Raw genomic sequence first — 18,882 nt, forward strand, 5'->3', positions numbered from 1 at the left:
GAAAAAGAGCGGCAAAACCAGCAGGTAACGAAGAGTTATCCACACCGGAATAGATGTACTACGCTGTCTCGGGGTGGGTCAGATTTAGATGAAATCGGTGGGTTAAGACTCGGTGGAAATCAACAGCCGGCTATTCGAAAGGGCACCGGGATGCGGATCAGTCCACGACGGTCGCCGATCAGGCACGGCAGATCGACCATCTCCGCGATGAACGGGATGAATATGGCCGCCGATTGGCGGCGCAACAGGAGGTTGCAACCGATGCTGCAAAAGAACGTGATCAGGCACGCGCTGATGCTGCTGTTGCCGATGGTGTTGCTGATGGGCTGCGCAAGCAGGTCGCCGCGCTCGTTGCCGACGCTCGACGTGCCGGCGCTGCGGCCGGAAGCCCGGCAACCGGCGACGCCCTCAATCTGCTTGCCGACCTGTTCGGCCGGGCTGACGAGCGCGCGGGAGAGCTGGCGAAGATCGCTGACGAGCGAGGCATCGCCGGCCAGCAGTGCGAGCGTAGTTACGACGCGTTGATCGCCGACGCATCAACCAATCTGTCGCAGTAACGCGGCAATCGAGGCCGCGCGGTCCCGAAAGAAACAGGGCGACCGGGGGATGTGCAGCAACACGTCTCCCGGTCGCCTTTCCACTGTCTACGCCAGTGAATCGGCCAAGGCCCTGCTACCTACCGGTAGGCGGGCCGGATTCTACACTAAGTTTAAAAACGGCTTTCACAATGGCAAATCCCATCATTCCTTGGATCGGCGGCAAGCGTCGTCTGGCAGACCACATCATTCCGCGATTCCCTGCGCACGACTGCTATGTCGAGGTATTCGCGGGCGGAGCGGCGCTGTATTTCCTGCGCCCACCGGCCAAGGTCGAAGTCATCAACGACGTGAACGGCGAACTGATTAACCTGTATCGCGTCGTGCAGCATCACCTGGAGGAGTTCGTGCGTCAGTTCAAATGGGCCCTGACGAGCCGACAGGTGTTCGAATGGTTGAAGCAGACGCTCCCGGAAACGCTCACCGATATCCAGCGGGCGGCCCGGTTCTACTACCTGCAAAAAAGTTGCTTTGGGGCGAAGCTGGAAGGGCAGACCTTCGGGACGGCGACGACAACGCCGCCGGGCCTGAACCTGCTGCGCATCGAGGAGGAACTGTCAGCTGCACACCTGCGGCTCGCGAACACATTCGTCGAGCGGCTTGATTGGGCCGCGTGCATCGAGCGATACGATCGGGCACACACGCTGTTCTATCTTGATCCACCGTATTACGAGACTGAAGGGTATGGCGTGGCATTCCCGTTTGCTGAGTACGAGAAGATGGCCGCGAAACTGCGTTCGATCAAGGGACGTGCGATCGTCAGTCTGAACGACCATCCGGATATTCGGCGTGCGTTCGACGGATTCCACATCGAGACCGTGCCAATCCAATATACGGTCGGTGGCGGGAAGGGTGTCGAGCGCAACGAGCTGATCATCTTCAGTTGGGATGACGCGGCGCAGCCTGTCGGACTGTTCTAAAGGAAGATGATCGGTGGGGCAGTAGCCCCACCTCCCTCAAATACTCGCGTAGGTCGGCAGGAGATCCTGATCAACGAGGCGGATCTCGATGCGATTTGCGATCTCGACGTGCTCGGGATTGTCGACGGAGAACGTGCCATTGATCACGCTGACGATGATCGTGCCAGTCTGCGTTCCAGAAGCCGGGACCGGAATAAGGGCGCGTGCCTCCGGTACCTGTTGTTGCGTGATGATCTTCGGCAGGTAAAGCATCCAGCCGACGCCGGGCTTGTCATCGAAAACCTGCTTCGATGCGTATTTCCGTGGGGCGACGGTTACGTACGCTGGAGCATAAGCGGTGGCTATAGAGGCAACGATTCGCCCGATCGACTCGAAATCCCCAAGGCGGGATGACGTCGTGCTTTCTTCGCCAACTGATAGATCAAAATCGCACGGCATCGAACCGGTGTCGAAGCCGACGGAAAGAGACGCCCCATCTTTCTTTGCGCTTTGACCGTTCCATATCCCGATGGTCTTCGCAAGACTGTCTTCGCCTCGATACTGTTCGCGTAGCACCGCGAGCACAGCGGTCGAGGGCGTTCCCGGTGCCTCATAAACCGAATACAGGCGTGCCTCTTCTTCCGAATGCCCCTGTAGGAACCATTCGGCCAAGCGTGCATCTTTCGCGGCAAGCGATTCGATGACGGGCCATAGTCGAGTCAGCTGGTGAGCGTAGTCGGAATGCTCGACGTTCGCTATTTCACGGTATTGAGCGATGAATTGCATGGCGTTACGGTTGGTAGACGGATGGCACGCGAGCCCGGCGCAAGTCAGGCAGCAGATACTCCCTTGCGCGCGGGGTCATGAAATACCACATCAACTGAGTCGGTGGGTTGGCGTTCACGGCGGCGGACTGCCGGAGAATTTGTCTGCGAGTGTCAGTGAAGCCCGTGAAGAAGAATTTTGGATCGCCTTCCTCGTCCAGGAACTGATCATAGTTCCCCTTCGTCTCCTGTAGCAGACACGCTTCACGTTGGAATCCATCGAAATCGACGTTCTGCCACTTCCACTCGTCACTCCAGCGGCACTCGGCGGTATCGAATGCGAAGCCAGTGATGCGCGCCTGATAACGGTACGACGTCCAGTTTACGCCGTGATTCATCCGCTGGAGCCGACCTCCTTCCGGTGGGCATTTCTTGCAGCTTTCGCCGGTTCGCGGAATCGCGCGGACGTCTGGCTTTGCGTCACTTTTGTCCTGCGGTGTATCACCCGACAGACTCCCCGTTCCCGCCACTGCCGCCCCGCCCAACAAGGCTACGCCAGCGCGCGCCAATAGCGGCCCAAGCTCCACCGCCGCCGCTTCTATCACCGGTACTACCAATCCCGCCATCTCGAGATCCCCCGTTGTCTTGTGGATGTTCGATGCGCCATTTGATGACGCGAAGGTAATCGTGAAAACGTTCGTCGGCCGAGCGGCCGGGCCGAGTCAGCCACGCGCGTGTGGCCGGCTTTTCGTAAAACTTCGTGGCGTATGCCTCGATCCGGAGGAACGCTGCGACGTTCACGTCGGACTGAATGCCGAGCCGCCGAGCTGCGACATATGCGTTCCAGAGGCGCATCGACAGAGTGTCGTCGCCGGCCAGCTTCGGATCCGCTTTGATGAGATCCAGCCTGACGCGCTCGACGTATCCGCGCGCGTCGATCTCGGCGAGGCCGGCGACCTGTTCGCCAGTCAGCTCAAGCATGCGGGTGCACTCCCTTCAATTTTCCGTTCACCTCCACGAGCCAGTCGAATGTCGGGACAAAGAACTGCATGCGCTGAGTGAATTCCATCAGCGATGCCACGTCGGCCATGACACGGGCATCGTAGAACCGGAGGAGGGCTGTTCGGCCATCAGGCAAGCGCGCGTCGAGCCGGCCACGCAGCTCGTCGGCGAGCGATTCAATTGGATATGCGCTGATCAGCCAGGACACACCCGCCGAGCCGCCCGCCATCACGGATAGCGAGCGTCGCACGTTGCCGGTCGCACGCTCATAGTCGAGCAGCCACGGACCCGCATCGGCCAGCGATGCGTCCGGTGTGCCGTCGAATAGCGCTACGGCTGCCTGCGATCGCTGGGGGGGCGATCCGCCGGCAGCGTCCTCGAACAGGAGGCCGTCGACGAGGGCGTACAAGTGCGCCTGCATGGTCAACTGTTGTTGCCGCATTAAGTAGAACGCTTCGATCGAATTGTCGGTCATGGTTCTACCCGCGAGCGATCATCGTTGCGGCATTCTCGGCTGCCGACTTCAGGCATTCGAGGCAGAGCGTCGGCGACGGGGCCAACGCGGAAGCGGCAGCTGCGACTCCGCTGCCGGTCGATGCCTCGCCGGCTCCGACGTCGTCGAGCGTCGCAGACGACTGCGAGGCAATCAGCGTTGCGCCGCACGCGGTTTTCATGCCTTCGATGGCCGTTTCCCGGCCTGCGATTTGGTGCGGGTAACGTCGCCCGGTGGCGGGCAGGATCGGAAAGACCCCTTTGCACTGCGGGCAAAGTACCTTGTGCCCGACGCCGGCAATGGGTTTTCCGTCAATCGTCGCGTTCGCGCTGCCCTCCAGCACGCGGCCGCCGTGCGTCGTCGTGTCGCCGACGCAGATCATGGCTCGGGCCATATGTTCTCTCGTAGGTGTGGTTTTCGTATCAATTTACCATTTCCGGGAGAGAGGCCGGCCGTTGGCTATCTCGCAGTCAGTCAACTATTGTCAATCGAAGCGAGCACTGTCGATCATGCGACGGAGCTGGTCGAGCGCGAACGAGTCGGGATAACCGCTCTTCTTCATTTCCAGCTCGGCCGCGCAGACCATTTTCTCCATGAGTCGCAACGCTCGGCGGACGTGCACGACTTCCAGCACGAAGCGTTGTTCGAGCGTCAGCGTCCGGCTTTTCTTGAAGTCAGCGACGCTCCACGCATCGCGCAATTCTTCCCAGGTAAGGCGTTGAAACTCAGGTAACTTGGTTCCCTTGTCGGAGCCGGGATCTGGTTCTTCTGGGGTGTCATGAAGCCGGCATTTCATGGCTTCGCGTGCGCGCCACTCGTCGGAAAATGGAGCAACGGACGCACGCGGGTTCCCCATCCTGCCTGCCCGCGAGATCTCCTTGTCGATCTTGATCGACAAGCGGCGCAGCGGTGCCGCGTACTTCAGCTCGTCGGCCCGTTCGAGGTACGCGATCATGCGCGTCGCATCGCCGGTAAGGGTGCCCATTTCGCGCAGCGTGAGACGCAGGTGTAGCACTTCGAGAATCAGCTGATGGACGTCGGCATACGTGCACGTGCGCCACCACTGCGACATCGCGTCAAACTGTGGCGGATCGAATGGGGGAAGAATCATGATGCATGGAAAGCACTGTATGGATGTACAGTTTAGCGCGGGGTAAGATGGGGCCGTCAAGTCTCAAAAATGGGGGCGGGCAGTGTGCACAAATTACAAAGCGCCAGACGAAGATCCGGGCATCAATGAGTTGAAAGTTGGCGTCGGCGATCTGTACCGCCGCGACCCTTGGGAGCCGGATGTGTACCCGGACTACGCCGCGCCGATCGCATGGGCGGACGGAGATGGCCTTGGCATCGTCAAGGCCGTGTTCGGGTTCTGGCCGAAGTTCATGCAGCCAGATCGCGTCGACGACAACGGCAAGAAGCGGAGAAAGCTCGACACCGTCAACGCCCGTTCGGAAACGGTCGGCGAGTCCCGGCTGTACGGCAAGGCGTGGCGAGCCGGCCAGCGCTGCCTGATCCCAGTCCGATGGATATACGAGCCTTGCTACGAAACGGGGCGGAACGTCTGGCAGCGGATCGGACTAACGGATTGGCAACCGTATTGTGTCGCCGGCATATGGCGGCGCTACGAAGGTGATGACGGTCGCTCGCTGGTCGGCATGACCATGATGACCGTCAACGCAGACGGCCATGCCGTGATGGGGCGTATGCACAAGCCCGGCGACGAAAAGCGGTCGGTGGTCATACTGCGTCCGGTCGACTACGACGAATGGCTACACTCGAAGAACGTTGAAGCTGCGCGTGCGATGTTGCAGTTGTTCCCTCCGGAACAGATGACTACTGCGCCAAAGTAACTTGGGGCCCACGTGATTGTCGGGCCCCAAGCTGCTAAACACATTTAACGAACATCGATCTGGTTAAATGAGATTTGGCTGACGTGGTGAAAAATTCTCATCCAATTTAGATTGAGCTAAGAGTGTTTTCCGCAGCTCACTTTCGCCGCTAGTACCCGGTGGATAGTGCTCGGTGGTGAATTCTCCATCTTGCAGATCCATTCTGTCGAAAATTTCTGAGAACATTTCCACTGACGGAACAATGCTCTTATGCCGAAGTGAAACGTAGACTCGTCTCAGAAAGCTCATAAGTGCTTTGAAGCCGTTGGTTTTGTTAAGTATATTGCCGCGCTCTGTCGAATTCCACGAATTGGGCCACCGCAAACTTACGGCGGTAAAGTAATTGAATAAAATTACACCGATATCGATATCTTTTTCATCCACAAAGAGGTTGCGGAATATAAGCTTCGTGTTTTCCGTGCCTTCGGCCCGTGGGAGTGGAAGATTTCGTTTGATTCGATCTCGATCAAGTGCGGGTTGTGACGAAACGAAAGGCATAAGCGCCTCAACAAACGTAGCCTGTGTCAATGTTTCGCCATGACGACCAGCGGTTGCGCTGCCGAGCCGTTTAATCCGTCGATAGAATGGTCCGCCCTCGCGTCGATCAAGTGCGATTACGATGTTGTGGCAGGTGCGCTGCGGGCTTCTAAATTTAGAAAAATCAAACAAATCATAGACGAGACTTTTATTTACTTTTGTTTGTGCAAGGTTGACGGTTGAGAAAATATACGCTTGATCTTCAACGTCGAGGCCGACAAAAATGCTTACCGTTAATTCAAATTGACCATCGATAAGTCCTCGCAGTCCTTCGATCCGATGTTGGCCATCAATTACTTTTGCAATTCCACGATAGAGGGTTTGGCCACTCTCGTCTTCGGGGTTTGGGTCGTTTTTGAGGGTGAGTGTCGATGTACCATCGTTATATACGGCACATTGCTCATCTACCGAAAGAACGATTGACGTCGGAAAGCATGCGTCCATTGTGTTGACGTATGTCTGCAGTCCGACAACGCGTGATGGCTCGATTTTTCGCTGAATTCCGATGTAAGTGTCCATTTCTCGATCGCCAAGCATTTGGCGGATATCGAAATACGTGATATCGCAAAGATCTTTAGCGGAGATTTTGCATACATAGAATTCGCCCATCGGTTGCTTCAGGCGGAGGCACGGCAGGACCAGTTCTTTTTCCGATTCGGTGATCATATGGAAAGCCTCTCGCGTCAACGACCGTTAGCGGGCTTGCCGCCGGTGGCATCCCCGAATCTTCGGTCGAAATCATCTTGGCCGGTTGATGGTGTAGCTATCGGATGCGCTGTTACCGTTACGTCTGTAGCCATCATAAAGTCGCGGACGAATTTTTGCCCGTTTTCAACCAGATCGTTTTCCGTGGTTACCGGCAATTTTGTCTTGTTGTAGAGAATCGACACGTATCGCAGTGTAATTGCTATTGCGGCAAAAACGAGTGACGAAAAGTAGACGAGATTGCCCTTTGTACCGACTTGACTTTTCTGTAACGCAAAAAGCGACGCACAAATCACTATGAGGAACATTGCAAGAGTTCCGAGTGAAAGGCGATGCGGAAATGAGCCCTTTGGATCTTCTAGCAGCGTCAGATATGTGATTGGGGTAACGGCGCCAATGGTGAAAACTAAAAGTTCCCCGTTGCTGAATGTGCCGGTGAACGTGTCGATGAAACTCTTGTCGCCATTCTGTTTTTGATAAAACAGTATGAGTGCGCCAAGCCAGAATGGCATTGTGGACCAAAGAAGGGTATTCGAATACTCGACGACAGAATCCCAGAAATCTTTCGGTCGACACTCGAAGATGTGCCCGAAAATTGGAATTTTCTTTCTAATATCGAGAAGCTTCCCCAGCTTATTTTTGGTCGATGTGCTCATATATTTGATATCAAGTTCAAGCGGTAATAAGCAATTCCGAAGTCTTCCCTCGGCCGTCTGCTTTCCCCGAAATTACACTTCCTCGTGCAACGCTTGTAACGGTGAAGTGGCCTTCGTATATTTCTCGAATGGAACTATGGTCTGCATTTGTGCAAAAAATATGCGCTCCGCGTTTCTTCGCTCGCAGAAGTGCATCTCGTAGGCGAACCTGATCTTGCCATGCGAAAATGTTCTCGTTGTATTTGATGAAGCCGTTGTTGTTGTGTTTTACCGTATAAGGTGGGTCGGCAAATACAATGTCATTTATTTTTGCTTGATCAATAATTGGCTCAAAATCGGAGGCAATTAATTTTGCTTGTTTTAATGCTGCGGAAACTGTAGGCCAATCATCCGTGTCAAGTAGTACGTTGCTCTTTGTTCCAATTGGCACGTTAAACTGTCCGTTTTTATTGACTCTATAGAGGCCGTTCCAGCAAGTGCGATTTAGATAAATAAATCGTGCTGCCAAATCGTTACGATTTCGTGGGGCTAGGGCACGCACCGAGTAGTATTGTTCCACTGAGTGCATGTCATGATACTTTCGAATGCGCCGATGAACAGATTGGTAGTTTTCGGCTATCGCTGAGTACGTTTCGATTAATTCTCTGTTCATGTCAGCCAGCACTGCCCTGTGAGGGCGGAGCTTGAAGAACATTGCGCCGCCACCAAGAAACGGCTCGAAGTAGGTCCCGTAAGTCTGCGGAAATAAGTCTAGGCACGTCTGTGCCAGCCAGCGCTTACCCCCGGCCCACTTGAGAAACGGCGTGATCCCCGCGCCAAGAGGTTGTTCGTTTTGATTTGACATTCAGCTCGCTAACTCAGCTTAGTTTGATGAGGCTGTGCCTCGGATTCCACGCATGATATCTAATCAGAGGGCGATATCGCACTGTTTGTGCTCTGATGGCCGTGCAGCCGCGCCTGCATGACGGTTGACCTGCCTCAGAATCGCTTCGACCGAGGCGCCTTTGTTGCGGGGCAGGGCTGGCACCGCTACCACTCCCCGTCCGCGGACGTCGCATGGTAAATGTGTGTGGTCAATTTGTGTAACGTATTGATGTAATGTGAAAAATGACGGCCTGCAAAGCCGTTTAGGCCGACTCGATTCCGGTGCGCGTCCCCTGAACGCGCTCGGCGGTCATTTCGGCGATGCGGCGGTTGTGGGCATCTCGCTTATCGTCGATCTTCTTAACTACATCACTCAAGTCCTCATCGCGGCACCACTCGCCTGGCTTGGGCAATTCGAGCGGCATCCCGGCATGGCGGCGGAGTCGCTGGGCTAGGCCTGACGTTTGGAGGCCTAGATCCGCATAGGCGCGTCTCCGAGTCCAGAAATACTCGGTATGGTCTGGATAGTCATCGTCGAATTCCGCGATGCCGGCGAGCGTGTTTTGGATTTTCTCCTTTTGGTCAGGAAGCCGCAGAATTGCGTACATGAGATCCTTCGGCAACACCTTCCACTCGACATCAATGTCCAGCGGCTGAAACTCAGGTGGCGTCGTGGTTGGCGCGTACTCCTCCTCGTTGCGGCCGGCGGGTCTGCCATACTCGGTGCCGTCATCGAGCGCGACGTGCAAGCAGCTGTTGGCAAAACGGTCCAAGTGAGACACGACGATGATCGCGAGATACGCAGTGTCCTTCTGGCGCCTCGACCTATTCGTTAGCCATTCTTTAACGGCGACGAACGAATTGCCCAGCAGTACGCCACTGATGCCCGCCGTTGCCGAGATGACGGCCGAAATGTTTCCTGTGTCCATGCTTTTCCCTCGAAGTGGTCAGACTGCTACCCGCGCCCAGCGTCCGTGTGTCCGATCGGTCTATCATTCGAGTCGTATCGACTCTGGAGCGGTTTATGGTACGCCCGCTTGATTCCGACGATTTTCGCGCTCGCCGGAAGGTGTTGGAACCCGACGATTTTGCTTCGTCGGATGGCGAGCCCGATTCGCCGCCCTCTGATTTGATCTCGGAGGAGGCGTGGGACGGAATCATGACCTTACCCGATGACGTCGCGATCCGAACGACAAGTCACTTGGGCGAATGGGTCGAGTTGCTTCACGACCTTTGGGCGGGATGGGTGGAGTCCTTCCCGCGTCGCTCGATCATCACGGATGCAATGCTGGATTGTGCAGACGACTTTTCTGCGGCGTTATTCAACCTTCTCCACGGCTTTTACAGGCAGGCGATTGCCGCGCTCAGAAATGCGCTGGAGGCAACGGTTCTTGCATGCGAATGTACCTTGTCGCGATCAGCGGATACGTGGCTTGCGTGGCAGGGCGGCAAAGAAATTGCGTTTCGCAAGACACTGCCGAAGCTCGCCGCAACTGCCAAGTTCACTGCGCTTGAGGCGCACGTCAGATCGATTGCCGGTGGGGGCCTCTTTCCAGAGGCAGAGAATAAGGATGGGGTCGCGTGGGCAAGGAATCTTTATCATCGCCTTAGCAACTTCTCGCACTCGCGAGGCGATTCGACCAACGGGGTACTGTGGGCAAGCAACGGCCCGATTTACAGTGAGCAGGGCATGCGGACGTCCTGCCACCTGTATCTAGAAACGTACGTCTTGCTAGTGCTAGTGCTGAAGGCGACGTCGAGACGATTCCAGGTGCCGAGTGCGTCGCGAATCCTATTCGCACCCAGCAGCCTCGAAAAATTTTGTCCCGAACCTTTCCCGCGCGTCTGTGAAGTGTATTCGACGGCCATTGACCTGATGTGAAAACAGGGTCGCGGCGGCGTAGGTCAGGTCCAGGCGTCGCTTTTCGTATGGGGCCCTATTGGATAGGGTGCAGATACTGTTGCGTCATCGGTCACTGATGGAGGCGGTTGGGATACCCCCGTGTCAGCACGCCTCTTCCTCGACGTCATCGAGCCAGTTCGCCCACGCTTGCATCATCTCCCGACGCTCCGGTAGGTACTTGGCATGGTTGTAGGTCGAGCGAGTCCTGTCCTTATCCTTATGCGATAACTGCATTTCAACGACTTCGTCCTTCCATCCCATTTCGTGGAGGTTGGTCGACGCAGTTGCTCGAAAGTCATGACCCGTTATCGGTTCGGGGTTGTCTGGAACCATGTAGGCGATCGCCTGATTGATCGTTGCGCGACTCATGTATGGACGCTTTCGATTGCTATGCAGAATCGGCAGAATATACCCGCGATTTCCATACATCTCCTGCAACTCGCGCAACAAACCCACGGCTTGCTTGGGAAGCGGCACGATGTGTTGTCGTCGAGATTTAATTTTCTCTGGTGGGACTCGCCATTCCGCAGCCCCCAAGTCGATTTCTTCCCATCGCGCGCGACAAAGTTCGATCGTTCTCGGGAACAGCATCATCAGCAGTCGAATCGCGATGGCGGTTCGTCTGCTCTTGTAGGTCGGCAACTGCCGAAAGAGTCTCTGCAGCTCTTCGCGGCTCAGCGCTCTGGCATTCTCTGTCGGCGGCTTCAGGACCGATCCGCGCAGCACCGATGCGGGGTCTGTATCTGCCCGAAGCGTGATCACCGCATACTGGTACACGTTGGATACGTACTGGCGGAGTTTGATCGCCACCGAAGGGGAGCCCCGTTCTTCGACCCGTCGTATTAATGCAAGCACATCGTGAGCCGTGATTGAGCGCATGGGGCGGCTTCCGATGTATGGGTATGCATCGGTTTCGAGCATACGCAGAACCTCGCCAAAGTGCTGCTCAGTCCAAGTCTTCCGCTTCTTCTCCAGCCACTCGTCGCAGACGACGCGGAAAGTTGCTTTGCCTTCGTTGATACGCGCGGACAACACCTCCTGCCGCGCGTGGGACGGATGCAATCCCTTCTTGACGAGTTCGCGGGCATTGTCGCGTGCTGCGCGCGCGTCTTGAAGGCTGATGGTGGGATATTCGCCGATCGCGAAGAGGTTCTCCTTCCCAGCGATTCTGTACTTGTATCGCCAGAGCTTGGAGCCGGACGGATTTACCAACAGATACAGTCCATTGGCGTCAGTAAGTTTGGTAGGCTTGTCGCCTGCTTTCGCTTGTCGGATCTTGATGTCGGTGAGTGGCACGGTGAAAAAGGGGGTATCGTCTTTGAGTGGTCAAAATGATACCCCTTTTTATACCCCCTTTTTTCTCGGCTGGACGCGATTTCTGGCGAACGTGAGCGAACTGCGGAAGGGCGCGAGATGCCCGACTGGTAAGGATTAAAGGCAGGTTGGCGAACCAACACGAACTGGAGCGAACAAAGTGATCAGACATATCGTCATGTGGAAGCTGAAAGAATCGGCGGAAGGCGGCACGCGCGCGCAGAACGCGCTGAAGCTGAAGGAAAAGCTCGAAGGCTGCCGCGACCTCGTGCCGGGCATCCTGCAACTCGACGTCGGCATCGCGACGCCGGGCCTCGAAGCCACGTCGGACGTCGTGCTCGTGTCCGATTTCACGGACCAGGCCGCGCTCGATGCGTACCAGGTGCACCCGGTTCACCAGGAAGTGAAGAAATTCGTCGTTGCCGTGGCCGAATCGCGCCAGTGCGTCGACTACCTGTCCGACAGCGCACGATGAGCGACGCGGCATCCCCGACGGACGGCCCGTCGATCGAAAGCCCGTTCGTCGATCTGCTCGGCGTGCGGCTCGTGTCCGCGAAGGATGGCGCGAGCGAGATCGTGCTGCCGCTCGACGAGCGGCACATGAACACGTGGAGCATCGCGCACGGCGGCGTGACGATGACGCTGTCGGACATCGCGCTCGCGATGGCCGCCCGTAGCCTGACCGACGACGGCGTCGGCGTCGTCACGGTCGAGATGAAGGTGAATTTCATGCAGCCCGGGCGCGGCGAGTTGCGCGCATACGGGCGCGTGATGCATCGTTCGACGACGATGGCGTACTGCGAAGGTGAAGTGCGCGACAGCGACGGCAACTTCGTCGCGAAGGCGCTCGGCACGTTCAAGTACATGCGTCGGCTCGCGGTCGGCCGCGACATCAAGCGACAACGCACGCGTACGGCGCCGGATGCCCACCCCGGCCCGAGCGACGCGTAAGCGCCGGAACGCGCGGCCCTGCCTGGTTACGGGCAGGGCCGTTTTGTTTTGCGGCACGGATTCTCAGCGGGCCCGCGTCACGCTGCGAACGGAGCCAAGGAGACAGCCATGAACACGATCAATCGCCAGATTCTGCTCGTGTCACGCCCGCAAGGCGCCGCGAGCGCCGACAACTTCCGGCTCGTCGAAACACCGCTCGTGCCGCTCGCCGACGGCGAGCTGCGGGTCCGCAACCATTTCCTGTCGCTCGATCCGTACATGCGCGGACGCATGAACGACGCGAAGTCGTACGCGGTGCCGCAGCCGCTGAACGAGGTGATGATCGGCGGCACGGCGGGCGAGGTGATCGAATCGCGTCACCCGGATTTCGCTGTCGGCGAGCACGTGGTCGGCCAGTTCGGCTGGCAGGAATACGGCACGTCGAACGGCAACGGGCTGCGCAAGGTGGACACGTCGCGGGTGCCGCTGTCCGCCTGGCTCGGCGTGACCGGCATGCCGGGCGTGACGGCGTGGGTCGGGCTGAACCGGATCATCGCGCCGAAAGCCGGCGAAACGATCGTCGTCAGCGCGGCGAGCGGCGCGGTCGGCAGCGTCGTCGGCCAGCTTGCGAAGCGCGCCGGATGCCGTGCGGTCGGTATCGCGGGCGGCCCCGACAAGTGCCGCTACGTGGTCGACACGCTCGGCTTCGACGCGTGCGTCGACTATAAGGCCGGCCGGCTGGCCGACGATCTGGCTGCCGCGACGCCGGACGGTGTCGACGGCTGTTTCGAGAACGTCGGCGGCGCCGTGCTCGACACGACGATGGCGCGGATGAACGCATTCGGCCGGATCGCCGTGTGCGGGATGATTGCCGGCTACGACGGCGTGCCCGTGCCGCTCGCGAATCCGGGCCTGATCCTGCGCTCGCGGCTGACGATGCAGGGTTTCATCGTGTTCGAATATCCCGACGCATGGCCGCCCGCGCTGGCCGAACTCAGCGAACTCGTCGCGACGAAGCAGCTGCATTACTGGGAGACGATCGCATACGGACTCGAGCGGGCGCCGGACGCGTTCCTCGGGCTCTTGAAAGGCCGCAATTTCGGCAAGCAGCTCGTGCAGCTCGTCTGATCCGCGCGTGGCATCATGTGACGCTTGTCCGTTCACGGCGCCGCACGCGCCGTCCTCACCGATGCCGCTGAATCCGAAGATCGCCCAGATACTCGACATGGTCGAGCGCGCGAAACGCCCGTCCTATCACCACCAGACGCCGCAGCAGGCGCGCGCCGCGTACGAGAAGAGCGCGCCGATCCTCGATGTCGCGCCCGCGCCGATGCATTCGGTCGAGGCCTGCGTCGTGCCCACGCGCGATGGCCGCACGATCGGCGCGCGGCTGTACCTGCCGGTCGAGCCGAGCCTCGCCGAACCGCTGCCGGCGTTCGTCTATTACCACGGCGGCGGTTTCACGGTCGGCAGCGTCGATACGCACGACGCGCTGTGCCGCATGTTCGCGCGCGACGCGCAGTGCGCGGTGCTGTCGGTCGACTACCGGCTCGCGCCCGAGCACCGGTTCCCGACCGCGGTGAACGACGCCGACGACGCATTGCGCTGGCTGCATCGCGAGGCCGCCGCGTTCGGCATCGATGCGGCGCGGCTCGCGGTCGGCGGGGACAGCGCGGGCGGCACGCTCGCGACCGTCTGCGCGGTGCTCGCGCGCGACGCGGGCATCGACCTTGCGCTGCAGCTGCTGATCTATCCGGGCGTGACGGGCTACCAGGACACCGAATCGCACGGACGGCTCGCGAACGGCTACCTGCTGACGCAGGACACGATCCAGTGGTTCTTCACGCAATACGTGCGGGATCGATCCGACCGCGACGACTGGCGCTTCGCGCCGCTCGACGGCACGCGCTTCGCGCCGTCGTTCGCCGGTGTGGCCCCGGCCTGGATCGCGACGGCCGAATACGACCCGCTGAGCGACGAGGGCGCCGCGTACGCGGACAAGCTGCGCGCGGCCGGCAATGCGGTTACGCTGGTCTGCTATCCGGGGATGATCCACGAGTTCTTCAAGATGGGCGGCTACGTGCCGGAGGTGCGGGCCGCGCATGCCGACGCGGTGGCGGCGCTCAAGGCCGCATTCGACGACGTTTGACGGCGGCGGCGCCCGGCGCCGCGCGGAGGAAGCGATGACCGACGGCTGGGTGGAAACGGGTGACTGGGCCGTGCTGGGCGGCGATGCCGCGCGTATTCGCGATGCGGTGTTCGTGCGCGAGCAGCGGATTCCGCCGGAATGGGAGCTCGACGACGAGGATCCGCTGTCGCTGCACGCGGTGGCTTACCGTGTCGATGAGGCGACCGGCGCGCGCCGCGCGGTCGCGACGGGACGGCTGCTGCGCACCGGCACGATCGGCCGCGTCGCGGTGCTGGCCGACGCGCGCGGGCAGGGCGCGGGATCGGCCGTGCTGCATGCGCTGCTGGACGCGGCGCGGCATCGCGGCGAGCCGGTCGTGCGGCTCTACGCGCAGGATGCCGCGGTGTCGTTCTACGTGCGGCACGGCTTCGCGGCGATCGGCGAACCGTTCGTCGAAATCGGCGTGCCGCACGTCGAGATGGCGCGCGCGCCCTAGTGCCGCGCGGGCGGCAGGCTCACCGCGGTTGCGTCGCGTCGATGTCGAACGAGAACGCGCGCTCGAAACTGCCCGGGCGAACGGTGCGGTGCGAGCCGTCGTCGTCGCAGCGTTCCTTGATGTCGACCGTCAGCCGCACGCCTTCCTTCATCGTCACGCGCAGCGCGGTCGTGCCGCGCGTGCCGTATTCGGGCGTCTCGATGAACGCAGCCGACAGCGCACGCTCGCGCTCGACCGGAATGCCGGTATGCGGCAGCGCGTCGTCGTCCGCGACATGCGGATCGCGCATCAGCTCGATCAGCTCGTCGAGCGACGGAGTCGGGTTGTCGGTCAGCAGCGTGCCGAGTTCGGCGCGCTTGCGCACGACTTTCGGCCAGGGCGTATCGAGCCGCGCGTTCGACAGCGCATGCACGCCGGCGCCGATCGCGACCGGCGCGGCGATCCCGGTTTCACCTTCGGCCGCGCGATTGCAGAGCCACGCGAGTTCGCGCCGCTTCCAGTCGCCGACCAGCAGGTTGAAGCCGTTGTAGACAGCCGCGTGCTCGGCCAGCTCGCCGAGGTAGTCGAGCGGCGCGACGGACGGGCCGCGGAGGAAATCGGACACGAGCTTGCCGCGGGTCGGCGCGCCTGCGCGAATGTCGAACGGCGCGCGGTAATTGGTCAGCGCCGCGAAGCGGCCGTCGCGCGACACGCCGAGCCACGTGCCGCCCGCTTCGAGATCGCGGCCGGCGAGCACGCCTGGCACATCCTCCCACCACGAAAGCGGTGCACTCGTGCGGCGAAAGAATTCGTCGCGGTTGGCGGTCAGGGTAAAGACTGGACCGGCGGCGGCATCAGGCTGCCAGTCGAAGGCGATCAGACACATCGGGCGAATCTCTCGCAGGAAACGTCGGGCGCCGGCTCCCATGTGCGAGCCGGCGTGCGAACGGGTTGTCAGTGCGTCACGCTTCCGTCGGCCATGCGTACGGCAGCGCGTCGAACGCGAGCGCCGGACCGTCGGCCGCACCGAGGTGCACCGTGCCGTTGTCGAGTGCGGCCAGCTTGATCTCGACGAGCGCGTCGACGCCGCCCGCGGGCGCGGCCGCCGCGTTGACGATCATCCCGCACGGCTGGCCCGGGTCGTCGCTGTGGAACAGCTCGACGCCGGCATGCACGGTGTCGGTCTCGCCGGCGACGTGCGCGAGCGCGGTACGGCGCTTGATCGTGCCGCGGTACTGGCTGCGCGCGACGATTTCCTGGCCCGGGTAGCACCCCTTGCGGAAGTTAACGGCACCGATCACGTCGAAGTTGACCATCTGCGGCACGAACTGTTCGACGGCCGGCTGCGTGATGCGCGGCTCGCCCGCGCGCACGTCGAGCCAGTCCCACACGGCCGGCGACACGACCGGCAGCGTGCCGGCGAGCGCGGCGAGACGCGCGGCGACTTCTGCGCGCGGCCCGATCCACAGGTAGCGCTTGCGGCCGGCCGCGTCCGGCACGCGAATCAGCGCCCCGGCCGGGCCGTCGACCTTCACGTGCACGCCGTCCGGCAGCGCGTCGAAGATGCCCGACAGCGCGTCGCGCACGTCGCCCGCGAAGCCGACCACCGCGAGCGCGTCGCTCGCGTCCGTCAGTTTCGCTTTCGCGCGCAGCACGAACATCGACAGCCGTTTCTGCACGGCGGCCTGGACGTCCTTCGAGACGAGCAGGCGCACGCCGTGACCGGCGCGCCACGCGAGGAACGACGCGAGCAGGCGGCCCTTCGGCGAGCAATAGCCGGACAGGCGCGCGCTCGCGGCATCGAGATGCTCGATGTCGTTGGTGAGCTGGCTGTGCAGGAACGTCGCGGCGTCGTCGCCGGCCACGTCGATCACGCCGAACTGCGCGAGCGGCATGCAGGCGCCCGGCGCGTCGAAATCGGCGGCGGACGGGCGGGAGAAAACGGGGAGCGAGACGGATGCGGGCTGGGCAGCCGGTGAAGCGAACGGTGTGCTCATGGAATGAGGGAACAGTCAACCCTGACTTTGACGAAGGCGAGCAAGTATTATATGGGTCTTACCTGAGTCACGTTTCCATGTCCCTACTGAAGAAATGCGCCGCGACTGTCGTGGCGCTGGCCGTCGTTGTGGCCGCTGCCGGCGCGGGCGGCGGGTATTACTGGGCGACCCGGCCGCTGCTGCTGGGTGCCGCGTCGCTCGACGTCACGATCAAGCCGCGCAGCAGCGTGAAGAGCGTCGCGCTGCAGCTCAAGCGCGGCGGCGTCCCGGTCGAGCCGCTCGGCTTCGTCGCGATGACGCGCCTGCTCGGGCTGTCGAGCCGGCTCAAGTCCGGCAACTACGAATTCAAGACCGGCATCACGCCGTACGACGTGCTGCAGAAGATCGCGCGGGGCGACGTGAACGAATACGTCGCGACGGTGATCGAAGGCTGGACCTTCAAGCGGATGCGCGCGGAACTCGACGGCAATCCCGATCTCGCGCACGCGACGGCCGGCATGAGCGACGCCGAACTGTTGCGCGCGATCGGTGCGCCGGACAACGCGATCCAGCGCGGCAGCGGCGAGGGGCTGTTCTTCCCCGACACCTACCTGTTCGACAAGGGCACGAGCGATCTGAACATCTACCGGCGTGCGTACCACCTGATGCAGACGCGTCTTGACGAAGCGTGGGCCGCGCGCGTGCCCGGACTGCCGTACAAGACGCCTTACGAAGCGCTGACGATCGCGTCGATCGTCGAAAAGGAAACGGGCCACGCGGCCGATCGCGCGTTCGTCGCGGCGGTGTTCGCGAACCGGCTGCGCATCGGGATGCCGCTGCAGACCGATCCGTCGGTGATCTATGGCCTGGGGGATGCGTACGACGGCCGCCTGCGCAAGCGCGACCTGCAGGCCGACACTCCCTACAATACCTACACGCGCCGCGGGCTGCCCCCGACGCCGATCGCCCTGCCGGGCGTCGCCGCGCTGCAGGCGGCGATCAATCCGGCCCAGACGAGCGCGCTCTATTTCGTCGCGAAGGGCGACGGCACGAGCGTGTTCTCGGACACGCTCGGCGACCACAACAAGGCCGTGGACAAGTACATACGAGGTCAATAATGGCGAGCGGTAAATTCATCACGTTCGAAGGCATCGACGGGGCGGGGAAGACCACCCACCTGCAATGGTTCTGCGAACGTCTCCAGGCCAAGCTGGCCGCGAGCGGCCGGCAGGTCGTCGTGACCCGCGAGCCGGGCGGCACGCAACTGGGCGAGAAGCTGCGCGAAATCCTGCTGAACCAGCCGATGGATCTCGAGACCGAAGCGCTGCTGATGTTCGCCGCGCGCCGCGAGCACCTCGCGCTCGTGATCGAGCCCGCGCTCGCGCGCGGCGACTGGGTCGTGTCCGATCGCTTCACCGACGCCACGTTCGCGTACCAGGGCGGCGGCCGCGGGCTGCCGCGCGACAAGCTCGAGACGCTCGAGCGCTGGGTGCAGGGCGGTTTCCAGCCCGACCTGACCGTGCTGTTCGACGTCGCGCCGCAAGTGGCGAGCGAGCGCCGCGGAGCCGCGCGCATGCCCGACAAGTTCGAAAGCGAGTCGGACGCATTCTTCGCGCGCACCCGCGGCGAATACCTGCGGCGCGCGGAAGAAGCGCCGCATCGCTTCGCGATCGTCGACGCGACGCAGACGATTCCCGAAATCCGCCAGCAGCTCGAACGCGTGCTCGCCGCGCTGTAACACGAAGGAACGC

23 protein-coding genes and 1 pseudogene are annotated in these 18,882 nt (G+C 61.0%); 11 read left to right on the forward strand and 13 right to left on the reverse strand.

All coding sequences use genetic code 11. From position 1 onward, the window contains the following. Positions 1 to 128: 128 nt before the first annotated feature. Both HWX22_RS21100 and HWX22_RS21105 read left to right on the forward strand, forming a co-directional pair. A pseudogene (locus HWX22_RS21100) lies at positions 129 to 557 on the forward strand (DUF2514 family protein); the annotation flags it as partial. A 170-nt stretch (positions 558 to 727) separates the two neighbouring features. Then, a complete protein-coding gene (locus HWX22_RS21105) occupies positions 728 to 1,516 on the forward strand; it encodes a DNA adenine methylase (protein ID WP_175916325.1) in 789 nt (262 codons plus the stop codon). Positions 1,517 to 1,552: 36 nt separating this feature from the next. On the opposite strand, the gene HWX22_RS21110 is transcribed toward HWX22_RS21105, so the two are convergent. The 6 genes from HWX22_RS21110 to HWX22_RS21135 form a co-directional block, all read right to left on the reverse strand. Beyond that, a complete protein-coding gene (locus HWX22_RS21110; protein ID WP_175916326.1) occupies positions 1,553 to 2,281 on the reverse strand; it encodes an immunity 52 family protein in 729 nt (242 codons plus the stop codon). A 4-nt stretch (positions 2,282 to 2,285) separates the two neighbouring features. Continuing rightward, complete coding sequence (locus HWX22_RS21115; protein ID WP_244135264.1) at positions 2,286 to 2,876, reverse strand: restriction endonuclease fold toxin 5 domain-containing protein; 591 nt, start codon at positions 2,874 to 2,876, stop codon at positions 2,286 to 2,288. Then, a complete protein-coding gene (locus HWX22_RS21120) occupies positions 2,761 to 3,240 on the reverse strand; it encodes a hypothetical protein (RefSeq protein ID WP_244135263.1) in 480 nt (159 codons plus the stop codon). Before HWX22_RS21120 ends, HWX22_RS21115 begins: the two co-directional genes overlap by 116 nt. Continuing rightward, the gene (locus HWX22_RS21125; protein ID WP_175916328.1) at positions 3,233 to 3,736 is read right to left on the reverse strand and encodes a DUF4123 domain-containing protein; all 504 of its coding nucleotides are present in this window, start codon (positions 3,734 to 3,736) and stop codon (positions 3,233 to 3,235) included. The genes HWX22_RS21120 and HWX22_RS21125 overlap by 8 nt, the downstream gene beginning before the upstream one ends. A 4-nt stretch (positions 3,737 to 3,740) precedes the next feature. Next, complete coding sequence (locus HWX22_RS21130) at positions 3,741 to 4,148, reverse strand: PAAR domain-containing protein (protein ID WP_175916329.1); 408 nt, start codon at positions 4,146 to 4,148, stop codon at positions 3,741 to 3,743. Positions 4,149 to 4,238: 90 nt separating this feature from the next. Further along, positions 4,239 to 4,865, reverse strand: coding sequence for a hypothetical protein (locus tag HWX22_RS21135; protein ID WP_175916330.1), 627 nt, complete (start codon positions 4,863 to 4,865; stop codon positions 4,239 to 4,241). A gap of 82 nt (positions 4,866 to 4,947) precedes the next feature. Here HWX22_RS21135 and HWX22_RS21140 point away from each other — a divergent pair, with 82 nt between their 5' ends. Then, positions 4,948 to 5,604 carry an SOS response-associated peptidase family protein gene (locus HWX22_RS21140; RefSeq protein ID WP_175916331.1) on the forward strand — a complete coding sequence of 219 codons (657 nt, stop codon included), beginning with the start codon at positions 4,948 to 4,950 and terminating at the stop codon, positions 5,602 to 5,604. Positions 5,605 to 5,667: 63 nt separating this feature from the next. Here the strand turns inward: HWX22_RS21140 and HWX22_RS21145 are convergent, their stop codons facing one another. The 4 genes from HWX22_RS21145 to HWX22_RS21160 form a co-directional block, all read right to left on the reverse strand. Beyond that, entirely contained in the window at positions 5,668 to 6,846 is a 1,179-nt protein-coding gene (locus HWX22_RS21145; RefSeq protein ID WP_175916332.1) for a DGQHR domain-containing protein, read from the reverse strand. Positions 6,847 to 6,863: 17 nt separating this feature from the next. Beyond that, positions 6,864 to 7,541 carry a hypothetical protein gene (locus HWX22_RS21150; protein ID WP_175916333.1) on the reverse strand — a complete coding sequence of 226 codons (678 nt, stop codon included), beginning with the start codon at positions 7,539 to 7,541 and terminating at the stop codon, positions 6,864 to 6,866. Between the two features lie 16 nt (positions 7,542 to 7,557). Further along, on the reverse strand, positions 7,558 to 8,385 hold the full coding sequence (locus HWX22_RS21155) for a Dam family site-specific DNA-(adenine-N6)-methyltransferase (RefSeq protein ID WP_175916334.1): 828 nt from the start codon (positions 8,383 to 8,385) through the stop codon (positions 7,558 to 7,560). Between the two features lie 283 nt (positions 8,386 to 8,668). Then, complete coding sequence (locus tag HWX22_RS21160) at positions 8,669 to 9,334, reverse strand: hypothetical protein (protein ID WP_175916335.1); 666 nt, start codon at positions 9,332 to 9,334, stop codon at positions 8,669 to 8,671. Between the two features lie 95 nt (positions 9,335 to 9,429). Between HWX22_RS21160 and HWX22_RS21165 the strand changes: the two genes are divergently transcribed. Beyond that, on the forward strand, positions 9,430 to 10,287 hold the full coding sequence (locus HWX22_RS21165; RefSeq protein ID WP_175916336.1) for a hypothetical protein: 858 nt from the start codon (positions 9,430 to 9,432) through the stop codon (positions 10,285 to 10,287). A gap of 123 nt (positions 10,288 to 10,410) precedes the next feature. Here the strand turns inward: HWX22_RS21165 and HWX22_RS21170 are convergent, their stop codons facing one another. Continuing rightward, positions 10,411 to 11,604 (reverse strand): integrase arm-type DNA-binding domain-containing protein, encoded by a 1,194-nt coding sequence (locus tag HWX22_RS21170; protein WP_175916337.1) that lies wholly within the window; start codon positions 11,602 to 11,604, stop codon positions 10,411 to 10,413. 178 nt (positions 11,605 to 11,782) lie between these two features. Here HWX22_RS21170 and HWX22_RS21175 point away from each other — a divergent pair, with 178 nt between their 5' ends. The 5 genes from HWX22_RS21175 to HWX22_RS21195 all read left to right on the forward strand — a co-directional run bounded on the left by HWX22_RS21175 (position 11,783) and on the right by HWX22_RS21195 (position 15,176). Continuing rightward, the gene (locus HWX22_RS21175) at positions 11,783 to 12,097 is read left to right on the forward strand and encodes a Dabb family protein (RefSeq protein WP_059529737.1); all 315 of its coding nucleotides are present in this window, start codon (positions 11,783 to 11,785) and stop codon (positions 12,095 to 12,097) included. Next, positions 12,094 to 12,573 carry a PaaI family thioesterase gene (locus tag HWX22_RS21180; protein WP_011885047.1) on the forward strand — a complete coding sequence of 160 codons (480 nt, stop codon included), beginning with the start codon at positions 12,094 to 12,096 and terminating at the stop codon, positions 12,571 to 12,573. The genes HWX22_RS21175 and HWX22_RS21180 overlap by 4 nt, the downstream gene beginning before the upstream one ends. Positions 12,574 to 12,681: 108 nt before the next feature. Continuing rightward, on the forward strand, positions 12,682 to 13,680 hold the full coding sequence (locus HWX22_RS21185; RefSeq protein ID WP_175916338.1) for an NADP-dependent oxidoreductase: 999 nt from the start codon (positions 12,682 to 12,684) through the stop codon (positions 13,678 to 13,680). A 61-nt stretch (positions 13,681 to 13,741) separates the two neighbouring features. Continuing rightward, positions 13,742 to 14,701 (forward strand): alpha/beta hydrolase, encoded by a 960-nt coding sequence (locus tag HWX22_RS21190; protein ID WP_175916339.1) that lies wholly within the window; start codon positions 13,742 to 13,744, stop codon positions 14,699 to 14,701. 34 nt (positions 14,702 to 14,735) lie between these two features. Beyond that, positions 14,736 to 15,176 (forward strand): GNAT family N-acetyltransferase, encoded by a 441-nt coding sequence (locus HWX22_RS21195; protein WP_059817626.1) that lies wholly within the window; start codon positions 14,736 to 14,738, stop codon positions 15,174 to 15,176. A 19-nt stretch (positions 15,177 to 15,195) separates the two neighbouring features. On the opposite strand, the gene HWX22_RS21200 is transcribed toward HWX22_RS21195, so the two are convergent. Both HWX22_RS21200 and HWX22_RS21205 read right to left on the reverse strand, forming a co-directional pair. Beyond that, positions 15,196 to 16,041, reverse strand: coding sequence for an NRDE family protein (locus HWX22_RS21200; protein WP_175908901.1), 846 nt, complete (start codon positions 16,039 to 16,041; stop codon positions 15,196 to 15,198). A 76-nt stretch (positions 16,042 to 16,117) separates the two neighbouring features. After that, on the reverse strand, positions 16,118 to 17,152 hold the full coding sequence (locus HWX22_RS21205; RefSeq protein WP_175916340.1) for a folate-binding protein YgfZ: 1,035 nt from the start codon (positions 17,150 to 17,152) through the stop codon (positions 16,118 to 16,120). A 77-nt stretch (positions 17,153 to 17,229) separates the two neighbouring features. On the opposite strand from HWX22_RS21205, the gene mltG reads away from it, so the two are divergent. Both mltG and tmk read left to right on the forward strand, forming a co-directional pair. Continuing rightward, the gene (gene mltG / locus HWX22_RS21210) at positions 17,230 to 18,249 is read left to right on the forward strand and encodes an endolytic transglycosylase MltG (RefSeq protein ID WP_059529755.1); all 1,020 of its coding nucleotides are present in this window, start codon (positions 17,230 to 17,232) and stop codon (positions 18,247 to 18,249) included. After that, positions 18,249 to 18,869 carry a dTMP kinase gene (tmk, locus tag HWX22_RS21215; RefSeq protein WP_175916341.1) on the forward strand — a complete coding sequence of 207 codons (621 nt, stop codon included), beginning with the start codon at positions 18,249 to 18,251 and terminating at the stop codon, positions 18,867 to 18,869. Before mltG ends, tmk begins: the two co-directional genes overlap by 1 nt. The last annotated feature ends 13 nt before the right edge of the window (positions 18,870 to 18,882 follow it).

The organism is Burkholderia sp. BCC1638 (assembly GCF_902833195.1).
Classification (GTDB): domain Bacteria; phylum Pseudomonadota; class Gammaproteobacteria; order Burkholderiales; family Burkholderiaceae; genus Burkholderia; species Burkholderia diffusa.